This is a genomic window from Ensifer sp. Root954 (assembly GCF_001429005.1).
Classification (GTDB): Bacteria; Pseudomonadota; Alphaproteobacteria; order Rhizobiales; family Rhizobiaceae; genus Ensifer; species Ensifer adhaerens.
Window position 1 is genome coordinate 108,011 of record NZ_LMJM01000020.1, and the last position, 12,148, is coordinate 120,158.

The window sequence follows — 12,148 nt, forward strand, 5'->3', positions numbered from 1 at the left end:
GCGCCTGCTTTGACCGCAGGCAGCGCCCTTCAATTCGGGCGCAGCCGAACCGGAGTATCGACGATCAGCTTGGTCCAGTCGTCAATGAACCGGGAGCGCTGCAGCCGGTCCTGCGCGGCAAGCAAGGCCGGGCCGATCCGGATCGGCCGGCCGATCCCGGACTCCACCAGTTTTTCGGGTCCGTCGACCTCGGCCGGCAGTGCGCCGCTCCGCGAGAAGAAAAACGCTTTCTCCCGTGCCGCGTCCTGTCCTCGTTCGGACAGCAGATAATCGAGGAAGCGACCGGCAAGCTCGGGGTGCTTGGCGCCCATCGGAACCAGGGCGCCGCGGCTGAGGATCAGCGTGTAGTCGCGCGGCAGCACGATCCTGAGCTTGCCGTTACGTCGCGCCGCGGCATAGGCGTAGGAGCCGAGGATGTTGTAGCCGATATAGACGTTACCGCTGTCGAGTTCAGACAACACCACATTGTTGCAGCAGCGCAGCACGGCTTCGGCGCGGCTGAGGCTTTCAAGCAGGCGGCCGTAGGTCGTCGAGGCCTGCTGGGCATCGAGGAAGGCCAGCAGATAGCCGATGCCGGACTGGCGCAGGTCGTAGGTGCCGATGCGGCCGCGATAATAGTCCGGTTTGAAGCGCAGCAGGTCAGTGAGCTCGCCATGGGTGTGCGGCACATCCTCCGGCGGCACGAAATCCTTGTGGTAGACCATGACGGAGGGCTCGAAGGTAAAGCCGAAGACCTCGTCACGCCAGTTCGCCCAGGCCGGCACGTCGCGGGTTTCCGGCGAGACATGCGTCAGCGCACAGCCGTCGTTTGCAAGCTTCACCAACTGATCGACGGACGAAGACAGCAGGAGATCACCGAAAGGCTGCTTCAATCGGCAGGCGATGTCGGCGTCCCGATAGAGATCGTTGGTCACGTAGTCCGTATAATCGATGGCGACATCGCGCGCCGTCTCCTGAAAATCGCGGATCAGCGGCTCCATCGCCTCGATGTCGGTCGCGCCGTTGATGACAAGCCGGCCGCGCTCGGCTTCGAGCGCCGGAAAGAACGCCCGCGTGCCCTCGACCGCGCCGGCCGGGCTGGCAAAGCCAAGGACCGCAACAAGTGCGATCGGTCGAAGTTGCCGCCACATCCTCATGTTCCCTCCCGATAAAGGGGAACATCGAGAATGACCGTGAAGTCGCGCGCGCCTTTCTCCAGAAACCGAACTGTGCCGCGATGCGCCAGCGCCACCTCCGCCGCGATTGCAAAGCCGAGCCCCATGCTTCCCTCTCCCGTCTTGGAACTAACGAACCGCGTCGTGACCGCCGCCCATTCTGCTGGCGGAATGCCGGGACCGTCGTCGGCGACCTCCACCAGGGCCCGGTCATCCTCGCGCCTCACGCGCACGGCCAGCCGTTGCTCGACACCATGCTGCAGCGCGTTGTCGATGATATTGGCTATCGCCTCACGCAGGCTCACCGCATCGCCGCGCACGACGACCGGCTCGGCACTGTCCTCGAAGGAAACGACGACGTCCGGGTCGACTGTAATCGGCACCGTCGAGCGGAAAGCCTTCCGGGCGATATCGCCAAGGTCGACGGGCTTGAAGCGCACGGAATCGGACCGGTGGATGACCATGGCATGGCTGAGCAACTGGTTGGTGAGGCGCGCCAGCTGGCTGACGCGGTCCCGCACGCGCCCGAGATGCCGCTTGCGGTTGACGTCGAGGTCGTCGTCTTCGAGCATGTCGACCTGTGCCGAAAGGGCTGTCAGCGGCGTGCGTATCTGATGCGCCGCATCGGCGATGAAGCGCTGAAGCAAGGTGACGCGCTCGTCGAGGCGGCCCATGAAGTGATTGATCGACCCGACGAAAGGCTTGAGCTCCCTGGGCATGTCGGCCTCGACGGGGGTCAGATCCTGCGGATCGCGGGCACGCAGCGTCGCGGCAAGGGCATCGACGGGCAGCAGTGAATAGCGGATGGCAAGCACGGTGCCGGCAAGCGCAAGCAGGCTCATGATGCCGACGAGGATCATGGCGCGGGTCGTCAATTCCCCGGCAAGCCCGCGCCGCGCTTCGGTCGTCTGCGCCATGACCACATAGGCCCAGCCGGAGAAGGACGGATCCGAAAGCGCCCGCGAGACCACGGCCACGCGGACCGGCACGTTGCGATATTCCGTCGTCAGGAACACCGGGCCGGCCCGCGCCGCGGTGACGTCTATGCCGATGTCGAGATCGTCGTAGCCGGTCAAGGTTCGGCCGTCGGGGCCAACCACGCGATAGAAAATGCGGTCGCGCTCGGCAAGGCCGAGCAACTCGAAGGCCGACGACGGAAGCGTTACACCCAGATTGCCCGCATCCACAGTCATGTTCGCAGTGATCTGGATCGCCGCCCCGAGGAGCAGCCGGTCATAGGCATCGTCGGCGGCCGCGCGGGCATAGTACCAGGCGGCGGCGGAAAGCAGCGTCGCACCACCACAAAGCACCAGCGCCACGCGCAGCACGAGCCGCCAGAAGAGCGAGGTTTCACGCCGCTTCATCGGCCACCAGTTGATAGCCGAGACCGCGGATGGTGACGATGCGCACCGACGAGCCCTCGATCTTCTTGCGCAGCCTTCCGACATAGAGTTCGACGGCGTTGGGGTTGACGTTTTCGTCGAAACCGAAGAGCCGATCGAGCAGTTCGTCCTTGCTGAAAACCCGGCCCGGCCGGGCGGCCAGCACTTCGAGAAGCGTGATCTCGCGCCGCTTGAGCTGGACCTCGCGGTTGCCGACCCGCACGGAGCGGCTGTTGCGGTCGAGCACCAGATCGCCGCACTCGATGAGGTTGGTCGGGTCGCCCTGGCGGCGGCGCAGGAGCACGCGCGTGCGCGCTTCGAGCTCGCGGAAATCGAACGGCTTGACGAGATAGTCGTCGGCGCCAAGGTCCAGCGCGCCGACCCGGTCCTCGATTTCAGAACGCGCCGTCAGCACCAGCACCGGCGTCGTCTTTTTCCGGGCGCGCAGATGGCGCAGGATCTCAAACCCGTCGAGCCCCGGCAACATGACGTCGAGGATCACGAGATCATAGTCGGTAAATTCGAGTATGTCGGCGGCGGCTTGACCGTCCGTCTGCCAATCGACGGTGTGCCCGACCTTTTCCAGTCGCCGGCTGATTGCCTCCCCGACATCCCTCGTGTCCTCCACCAGAAAGATGCGCATGGGCAAGCAGTGACACGGAAGATTTCACCGATCAACCCGGCGGATCTGACCGCTTTCGTGACAGCGTGGTGACAGGTTCGCGGAGGAAAGAGGACTGCCTGATCGCCACAACGGGAGATGCGGCCAGGGTCTGGAGGACAATCATCGCCGAGGCATTTTCAGGCGGCCGCCACGCGGTCCGTCGATGCGGGTCGATGCCGTCCGGATCCTGGATGTCACGGTGGAGGCAGGCGCGCGATAGCGCCTTTGAAAGAAGAACTCATGGATGGGAGAGAGACCATGACCCGAACCTTTGTGAAGACCCTTCTGGCGGCCGGCTTTTTCGCCGCCGTGGCATCGCCCGCCGGTGCGGAGCCGTCGAAGCCCGAGTGCCTGGCCGGCGCCAAGCCTGGCGGTGGCTTCGACCTTACCTGCCGGCTTGCCGCCAATGCGCTGCTCGAAGCCAAGATCATCGGCAAGCCGATGGCCGTTACCTATATGGAAGGCGGCGTCGGTGCGGTTGCCTACAACCATGTCATCGGCAAGCGCGGCGCCGACGGCAACCTGATCACCGCTGCTTCCTCCGGCTCGGCGCTCCTGATCGCCCAGGGCAAGTTCGGGCAATATGACGAAACCGCCGTGCGCTGGCTCGGCGCGCTCGGCGCCGACTACGGCGTGCTCGTGGTCGCCGCGGATTCCCCCTACAAGAGCCTCGGCGAGCTGATCGCCGCCTACAAGGCAAGCCCGACCGACTTCTCGGTCGCCGGCGGCGGCGCTGTCGGCTCGCAGGACTGGATGAAGGGCTCGCTCTTGGCAAAAGCTGCGGGACAGGAGCCGAAGCAGATGCGCTACGTCGCGCTTGAAGGCGGCGGCGCAGTACTGACGGCGCTCGAAGGCGGCCACGTCAAGGTCGGTGCCGGCGATGCTGCGGAAATGTCCAAGCACCATGCAGCCGGCAAGGTCCGCGTGCTCGCGGTCATGGCGCCCGATCGCCTGCCGGGCGAACTCGCCGAAGTGCCGACCGCCAGGGAACAGGGCGTCGACATCGAATGGCCGGTCTGGCGCGGCTACTACGTCGGCAAGGACGTCTCCGACGCCGACTACAAATGGTGGGCCGATGCCTTCACCAAGCTCGCCGCAACGCCGGAATTCGTGAAGGAGCGCGAGGCGCGCGGCCTCTACGAATACACCCAGGTTGGCGACGCCTTCGACCAGCAGGTCAAGGCGGACGTGGCACGCTTCAAGATCATCGCCAAGGAAGCCGGCATGTAAGCCGGACGGTGGAGCGGGACAGTCTCCCGCTCCGCTTGTTTGCCACCACCTTACGGGCTCCCTGCCGATCGTCTCATCCGGCCGGATTGAAGACCCGTTCCCTGGCGTAAACATCGGGAACAGAACCATGTCAGACACCACTTCCTCATCCTCCCGCATCGGCAGGGTCGGCGGGCTCTTGATGCTCGCGCTGGCGATTGCCTATGGCATCGGCGGCAGCCAGATCGAATATGCCTTCGCCTCGGACCCGCTCGGTCCACGCGTCGTGCCGGTGCTGCTCGCCATCACCCTCGCGGTGCTTTGCCTCTTCTACCTGAAAAGCCCCGGAACGACCGAAGCCTTTCCGCAGGGGCAGCTTCTCGTGAAGATCATTGCAGTACCGCTCCTGCTTCTTGCATCGGCACTGCTTCTGGAGCCCGCCGGCTTCGCCGCCTCGATCTTCCTGCTGACCTTCGGCGTCGGCTGGATCTTCGGCGCGCCGCTGCGTCTCGCGCTGATTGGCGGCGTCGGGCAAGCCGCCCTCTGGTGGTTCGTCTTTTCCTACCTGCTCGACGTCTATCTGCCCGCCGGCCGGCTGTTTGGCTGATCCGCCGGCTATGGAGTGATCTCAATGAATCTCGATTATCTCTGGAACGGTTTTACCGTCGCCCTCACCCTGCAGAACCTGCTCATCGGTCTTGCAGGCTGCTTCATCGGCACCCTGGTCGGCGCCCTGCCGGCGATCGGGCCGATCAACGGCATCGCGCTGCTGATCCCGATCGCCTATACGATGGGCCTGCCGGCCGAAAGCACGATGATCCTGCTCGCCGCCGTCTATTGCGGGGCCGAATATGGCGGCCGCATTTCCTCGATCCTTCTGAACGTGCCGGGCGATGCCGGCGCCGTCATGACGGCGCTCGACGGCAACCCGATGGCCCGCCAGGGCCGCGCCGGCGAAGCGTTGATGCTCTCCGGCCTCTCCTCCTTCGTCGGCGGGGTCTTCGGCGCCGTCGGGCTGGCGCTGTTCGCGCCGCTGCTTGCGGGCCTCGCCATCGGCTTCGGCCCGGCCGAATACTTCGTGCTGATGGTGTTCGCCTTCGCGACCCTCGGTTCCATGGTCGGTAGCCAGCCGGTAAAGACGCTGATCGGCTGCACGCTCGGCCTGATGCTTGCGACCGTCGGGCTCGACGCCACCTCCGGCGCCTATCGCTTCACCTTCAACGAGCCGGAACTCGGCGACGGCATCGAATTCGTCGTGCTGGTCATCGGTCTCTTCTCGGTATCCGAGGCGCTGCTGATCCTCGAACACCAGGCAAGCGGCGTCACGGTCATCCGCGAACTCGGCCGCATGACCGCCCGCCTCGACGATATCCGTAAATCGATCGGTGCCACGCTGCGTGGTTCGGTCATCGGCTTCATCGTTGGCGTGTTGCCGGGCACCGGCGCATCGGTTTCGAGCGCCGTTTCCTACACCACGGAGAAGCGCATCTCCGACAGCGAAGGCACCTTTGGCAAGGGCGACGTACGAGGTCTCACGGCCCCTGAGGCTGCCAACAACGCCACCGCCTGCGGCGCCTTCGTACCGATGCTGACGCTCGGCGTGCCCGGCTCCGGCACGACCGCCGTCATGCTCGGCGCATTGATGCTCTACAACATCCAGCCGGGTCCGATGCTGATTACCGAGCGGCCGGAAGTGGTCGGCGGTCTCGTCGCATCGCTCTTCATCGGCAACGTACTCTTGCTTCTCCTCAACCTGCCGCTCGTCAACATCTTCGCCCGCGTCTTGACGGTACCGAACTGGCTGCTGGTTCCGGGCATCCTCGTGCTGTCGGTTGTCGGCGTCTATTCCACCCACGCCTCGGTTTTCTCGATCCTCCTGATGCTCGGCATCGGCATCATCGGCTGGCTGCTTCGAAAGGCCGGCTTCGACATGGCGCCGATCATCCTCGGCTTCGTGCTCGGCCATGTGATGGAGGTGAACCTGCGCAATGCGCTGGCGATCAGCGGCGGCGATATCTCGATCCTGTTCCAGAGCAAGATCTCGATCGTCCTCTGGATCCTGGCGGGCGCCATGGCCGTGATGCCACTCGCCGCCGGCTGGAGGCGGACGAAGGCCGTCAAGACCGCCACGAGCTAGCTGATCCCCCTCCCTGTTGGCTGCTTGGACAGCGGCGCGCGAGCCCATCGCGCGCCGCCGTTGTCGTTTTAAGCAGTATTCAGACTATAAATCTAATATAGACTTTTTCGTCTACGCATGATTTATGGATTGCTATCGAGGAAGAGGAACGCCGTGACTCCAGAACTCCGCCCCTATTGCCTGGTCTGCGACGCGATCGCCTTGCTGTTCCAGCCCTATGCCGAGGTCGTGCTGCACGATCTGGCGACTGAAACCGTCGTCCATATCGCTGGCAACTTCTCCAAGCGCGAGATCGGCGAAGCTTCGCTGCTGAGCGAAATCGGCTTCAGCCAAGGCGAAGCGATCATCGGCCCCTACGAGAAGGTCAATTGGGACGGACGCTCGATCAAGGCGATCAGCGCCGTGCTGCGAAACGCGGACGGCAAGGCGATCGGCGTGCTCTGCATCAATGCCGATGTCTCCGACTTTCATGCGGCGCTCAGGACGCTCAACGCGCTCGTCCGCGTTCCCATCGACGCAGACAAGCCCGAAAGCCTGTTCAAGGAAGACTGGCACGAGCGCGTCAACGAGTATGTGCAGCAATGGACCGCGGCGCGCGGGCTGACAGTCTCGAGCCTGAGCCGCAACGACAAGCAGGCGCTGGTGATCGCCCTTTCTGCTGATGGCGCCTTCGGCGGCAAGAATGCCGCCTCCTACATCTCGCGCATCCTCGGCATGGGCCGGGCGACCGTCTACAAATATCTGAGCCAGGGGAGCGCGCCATGATCGTCATCGATCGAGAAAGACTGGCCGAGCTGCCGTTGCTGACGCTCGCGGCACCGGCCATCCGCGACGCCTATATCGCCGTCACCGACGGTCGCGCCAATCTGCCGCCGGTCGGCTATCTGCCGCTTCCCGGTCGGAATGCGGATTGCCACATCAAATACGGCTACATCGAAGGCGATCCGATCTTCGTCGTGAAGATCGCCTCCGGCTTCTTCGACAATCCGGCCAAGGGACTGCCGTCGAGCACCGGCATGATGGTTGCGGTCTCGGCAGAGACCGGCGACGTGGTGGCCGTGCTCGACGACAAGGGTCTCCTCACCGATCTTCGCACCGGTCTCGGCGGTGCGATCGCGACCACGGCGCTCTGGCGCAAGGACGCCGGCTCGATCGGGATCGTCGGCACCGGCACGCAGGCGCGCATCCAGATCCGGGCGCTTGCCTCCCTCTCGGATCGTCCATTGCGGTTCACGGTCTGGGGGCGGTCCATGGACAAGGCAAATGCGGTGCTTACCGACCTGACAGACCTCGACCTTTCTATGGAGGCGGCAACCGATCTCGAAACGCTCTGCCGCCAGTCCGATGCGATCGTAACCACGACGCCATCGAAGGAGCCGCTGATCCGATCGGAATGGATCGGGCCTGGCACCCATATCACCGCCATGGGCGCGGACGCACCCGGCAAGCAGGAGCTCGAAACTGCCCTCGTTGCCCGCGCCGACCGCCTCTTTGTCGATCTCGCCGAGCAATGCCTAGACCACGGGGAATTTTCTGCAGCGGCTCGGGCCGTAGTGATTCAGGAGGAACGCTGTGTCGCCCTCGGCGCGGTCCTCTCCGGTGCGGCCGAAGGTCGACGTTCGGACAACGACATCACCATCGCCGACCTGACAGGGATCGCGACGCAGGACATCGCCATTGCCCGCACGGTGCTCGATGAACTCGGCTTGCTCGGCCGTTCGCAAGGAACAACCGCATGACCAAAGACGTCTTCGAAACGGCCGCGCGCGCTGTCCGCGCACGCCAGCGCATCCGCCCCTTCATCTACGAGACGCCACTGATCCCGTCGCGCGCGATCGGGCCGCAGACAGCCTCGACGGTACTGTTCAAGGCGGAAAACCTGCAGCTGACCGGCTCCTTCAAGATCCGGGGGGCTGCGAGCAAGATGACCTCGCTGCCAAGGGACCAGCAGGTGATCACTGCCTCCTCCGGCAATCACGGCATCGGTGCTGCCCATGCGGCAAGCGCGATCGGCCAGAAGCTGACGGTGGTGCTGCCCGAGATTGTCAAGCCGGCGAAGCTGGAGCGCATCCGCGCCTACGGCGTCGAGGTCGTCCTTCACGGTTCCGAAACCGGGCTTGCCGAACAGCATGCGCAGCAGCTGGCCGCGACCGAAAAGCTCGGCTACGTCTCGCCCTACAACGACCCGGAAATCATCGCCGGCCAGGGCACGATCGCACTTGAACTCCTAGAGCAAGCCGAACGCATCGACAATGTCTTCATCGCCATGGGCGGCGGCGGACTGATCAGCGGCATCGGCTCGGTGCTGAAGAGTTTCCGCCCGCATACTCGCGTCATCGGCGTGTCCGCTGCAAATTCGGCAGCGCTTGCGGCCTCGATAAGGGCCGGCCGGGTGGTCGAAACCGAACACCTCGAAACGCTCGCCGATGCCGTTGCCGGCGGTCTCGACGAAGACAGCGTGACCCTCCCATTGTCGATGGACGTGGTTGATGAGGTCGTGACCTGCTCGGAAGCAGAGATCGCGGCCGCAATGCGGGACCTGCTGCTCGACGAGCATATGCTGGTAGAGGGGGCGGCAGCTCTCGCACTTGCCGGCTTCCGGCAGATCGCGGCGAGGCGCGCCGGCCAGACCAACGTCATCCTGCTTTGTGGCGGCAATGTCGACGGCGCCAGCGCGCTGCCTTCGTTGCTGGGCTAGAGATGGCGTTGCCCCGCCTCTAGAGGCTGACGCGCTCCACGTAGTAGCGCGGGATCTTCACCCGGTCCCGGTCGCGGTAGAAGTCGATGCAGAAGTCGACGAAGGCCTTGAACCGCTTCGAGACGTGCCGGCGGCGCGAATAGATGAGGTTGATCGCCGTCTGCGGCGAGCGCCAGTCCGATAGCACCGGTTCCAGCAGGCCGGCTTGCCGCTCGGTCTCGACGAAAAAGTCGGGCAGATAGGCGATGCCCTCACCGGCAACGGCGAAATACTTGATGGTCCAGTAGTCGTTGGTTGTGCAGGTCGCCGTCGGCAGCAGGTCCACCTCGTCTTCGCCTGACTGTGTCAGATACCAGGACTGCAGCCGCGTCGGCTGGCGGAAGACGAGGCCGCGGTGGCCGGCAAGCGCATCCGGATTATCCGGCTGGCCATGCCGGGCGATGTATTGCGGGCTGGCGAAGAGGCCATAAGACGAGACCGAAAGTCTGCGGCTGATGTAGTCGACATCGGACGGCTCGCCCCAATGGAAGATACCGTCGAGCGCCTGTTCGGTGACGTCGGAGAATGGCTGGCGCGAGGACAGGAACACAACGTCGAGATTGACCTGCGGATATTGCTGGCGAAAGGCATAGAGCAGTTCCGAGGTGATCGTCGTGCCGAACTCGCCGGTCGAGCCCACGCGCAGGGTGCCCGCCACCTCCTGGCGCATCTCCGCCATCGCGGTTGCCGCATCGTCGCAATTCGACTGAATGAGCCGGGCGTAGCGCAGGAACTCCGCGCCCGCGTCGGTCACATGCAACTGATGACCCTCGCGCACGAAGAGCTCGATGCCGAACTCATCCTCCAATTGCCGGATCTTGTGGCTGAGTGTTGATTTCGGCAGGCGATAGCGCCTGGAAGCCGCAGAAATCGAGCGGGAATCCGCAACTTTCACGAAACAGTCTATGAGCGAGAGATCCATATTTCGTCCAAAATCTTGCACGATATGTCCAGAGAATAGCCTATTTCGGCCCATTGTGTAAACGACTGGGAATTGGGAATATTCACTGGAGCTAAGGGAGAAGAGGTTCCAGTGAGCGATATCAGAGAATTCATTCGCGCCGCATCGGGCACCGGCGGCAAGGCAACGTTGGCGATCCGCGGCGGTCGCCTCGTCAACGTCGTCTCCGAAGAGATCTATCAGGCCGACGTCGCGATCTATGGCGAACGCATCATCGCCGTCGGCGACATTTCCGACTATATCGGGCCAGAGACCAGGATCGTCGATGCCACCGGCAAATACCTGGCACCCGGCATGATCGACGGGCATCTGCATGTCGAATGCTCGAAGATGTCGTTGACGAGCTTTGCCAAGGCCGTCGTGCCGCTCGGCACCACCTCGATCGTCACCGGCCTCGACCAGATCATCGTCGTCGGCGGCCCGGCCGCGGCGCGCGAGTTCCTCGACGAGGCAAAACAGACGCCACTCAAGGTCTTCTGGGGCGCGCCGTGCAAGACGCCCTACACCATGCCGCGCTCGACCGTCGGCCACTATTTCAGCCCGGCCGACCACCAGGCGACGCACCACTGGCCGGAATGCGTCGGCATATGGGAAACCGTGCGCGAGTTCATCCAGGAGGAGGACGCCGACGTGCTCGCGGCGCTCGAACTCGCCGAAAAGAGCCGCCTGCCGGTTCTCGGCTGCTGCCCGATGACCCGTGGCGCGCGGCTCAACGGCTACCAGCAGTCCGGCGTTCGCGCCGACCACGAGAGCTACACGCCGGAAGAAATGCTCGAAAAGCTGCGCGCCGGCATGCATGTCGTTGTACGGGAATCCTCGATCTCGCACTTCCTCGCCGACAACCTGCGTATCGTCACGGAGATGGGCGTTAAGGCACTGCGCCGCATCAGCTTCTGCACCGATGACGTGGTAGCAAGCGACATCCTCAAGCGCGGCCATCTCGACAACATGGTGCGCATGGCGATCGCCATGGGCATTTCGCCGATGGCGGCGATCCAGATGGCGACGATCAACGGCGCCGATGCGCTCCGCATCGACGACAAGGTCGGCTCGATCTCGCCCGGCCGCGCGGCCGACATCCTGCTCGTCGACGACCTGCGCAACTTCACCATCGAAACTGTCGTCGCCAAGGGTGAAGTCGTCGCCCGCAACGGCAAGATGGCGATCGAACTGATCCCGCCGCAGCGCAGCGTCGCACTTCTGAACTCGGTGAAGGTCGCGCCGCTTCAGCCCGGCGATCTCAAGGTCGCCTATCACGGCGCCGGCGAGACGGCAGACGCCATGGCGATCGCCGTCACCCCGGAAAAGATCTTCGTGCGCACTCGCCGCGACGTGACGCTTGCGGTCAAGGACGGCCAGGTGCTCGCAGATCCCGCACGGGACGTGCAATACGTCACCGTCGTCGAACGCTACGGCAAGACGAGCAACCGTCCGGTCGCCTTTGCGTCGGGCTTCGGCCTCAAGCAAGGCGCGATCGCCAGCTCCACTGCGCCCGATGACAACAACATCATCTGCATCGGCGCCGATCTCGAGGATATGCGTATCGCCATCAACCACCTGATCGCCAACCATGGTGGCCAGGTCGTGGTCAGGAACGGCAAGGTCGAGGCCTTCCTGCACCTGCCGATCGGCGGCATCGTTTCCGACATCGAGCCGGCCGAGATGGCAGCGCTGGAAGACCAGCTCGACGACGCGGCCCGCGCGCTCGGCTGCCCGCTGCCCTGGCCCTTCATGTACATGTTCGTGTTGCAGATCACGGCGATCCCGGAATATGCGATCACCGATCTCGGTGTCGTCGACTGCGTCGGGCTGAAGGTGATCTCGCCGTTTTCGCCCGCCGGCGGGGACGAGCGCGCCGTCGCTGCGGAATGATGCCTTGGAAGGGGGCCGGTCATGCCGGCCCC

At 64.2% G+C, this 12,148-nt stretch carries 11 protein-coding genes; 7 read left to right on the forward strand and 4 right to left on the reverse strand.

The window, feature by feature from the left end; genetic code table 11:
* Positions 1–29 precede the first annotated feature (29 nt).
* The 3 genes from ASE71_RS11160 to ASE71_RS11170 are packed head-to-tail and all read right to left on the reverse strand — an operon-like array spanning position 30 to position 3,179.
* A complete protein-coding gene (locus ASE71_RS11160) occupies positions 30–1,136 on the reverse strand; it encodes an ABC transporter substrate-binding protein (RefSeq protein WP_060519974.1) in 1,107 nt (368 codons plus the stop codon).
* Complete coding sequence (locus ASE71_RS11165; protein WP_060519976.1) at positions 1,133–2,518, reverse strand: sensor histidine kinase; 1,386 nt, start codon at positions 2,516–2,518, stop codon at positions 1,133–1,135. The genes ASE71_RS11160 and ASE71_RS11165 overlap by 4 nt, the downstream gene beginning before the upstream one ends.
* The gene (locus tag ASE71_RS11170; protein ID WP_034790222.1) at positions 2,505–3,179 is read right to left on the reverse strand and encodes a response regulator transcription factor; all 675 of its coding nucleotides are present in this window, start codon (positions 3,177–3,179) and stop codon (positions 2,505–2,507) included. Before ASE71_RS11170 ends, ASE71_RS11165 begins: the two co-directional genes overlap by 14 nt.
* A gap of 279 nt (positions 3,180–3,458) precedes the next feature.
* Here ASE71_RS11170 and ASE71_RS11175 point away from each other — a divergent pair, with 279 nt between their 5' ends.
* From ASE71_RS11175 to ASE71_RS11200, 6 genes are all read left to right on the forward strand, one after another.
* Positions 3,459–4,430, forward strand: a complete 972-nt coding sequence (locus ASE71_RS11175) for a Bug family tripartite tricarboxylate transporter substrate binding protein (protein ID WP_060519978.1) — start codon at positions 3,459–3,461, stop codon at positions 4,428–4,430.
* A 127-nt stretch (positions 4,431–4,557) separates the two neighbouring features.
* On the forward strand, positions 4,558–5,016 hold the full coding sequence (locus ASE71_RS11180; RefSeq protein ID WP_060519980.1) for a tripartite tricarboxylate transporter TctB family protein: 459 nt from the start codon (positions 4,558–4,560) through the stop codon (positions 5,014–5,016).
* 24 nt (positions 5,017–5,040) lie between these two features.
* The gene (locus tag ASE71_RS11185; protein ID WP_060519982.1) at positions 5,041–6,546 is read left to right on the forward strand and encodes a tripartite tricarboxylate transporter permease; all 1,506 of its coding nucleotides are present in this window, start codon (positions 5,041–5,043) and stop codon (positions 6,544–6,546) included.
* A 153-nt stretch (positions 6,547–6,699) separates the two neighbouring features.
* Positions 6,700–7,311, forward strand: a complete 612-nt coding sequence (locus ASE71_RS11190; protein ID WP_113189458.1) for a transcriptional regulator — start codon at positions 6,700–6,702, stop codon at positions 7,309–7,311.
* Positions 7,308–8,285, forward strand: a complete 978-nt coding sequence (locus ASE71_RS11195; protein WP_060519986.1) for an ornithine cyclodeaminase family protein — start codon at positions 7,308–7,310, stop codon at positions 8,283–8,285. Before ASE71_RS11190 ends, ASE71_RS11195 begins: the two co-directional genes overlap by 4 nt.
* Positions 8,282–9,244: a pyridoxal-phosphate dependent enzyme gene (locus tag ASE71_RS11200; protein WP_060519987.1), complete on the forward strand. Its 963-nt coding sequence runs from the start codon at positions 8,282–8,284 to the stop codon at positions 9,242–9,244. The genes ASE71_RS11195 and ASE71_RS11200 overlap by 4 nt, the downstream gene beginning before the upstream one ends.
* 19 nt (positions 9,245–9,263) lie before the next feature.
* On the opposite strand, the gene ASE71_RS11205 is transcribed toward ASE71_RS11200, so the two are convergent.
* Complete coding sequence (locus tag ASE71_RS11205; RefSeq protein WP_060519989.1) at positions 9,264–10,205, reverse strand: LysR family transcriptional regulator; 942 nt, start codon at positions 10,203–10,205, stop codon at positions 9,264–9,266.
* A 111-nt stretch (positions 10,206–10,316) separates the two neighbouring features.
* On the opposite strand from ASE71_RS11205, the gene ASE71_RS11210 reads away from it, so the two are divergent.
* On the forward strand, positions 10,317–12,116 hold the full coding sequence (locus ASE71_RS11210; RefSeq protein ID WP_060519991.1) for an adenine deaminase: 1,800 nt from the start codon (positions 10,317–10,319) through the stop codon (positions 12,114–12,116).
* The last annotated feature ends 32 nt before the right edge of the window (positions 12,117–12,148 follow it).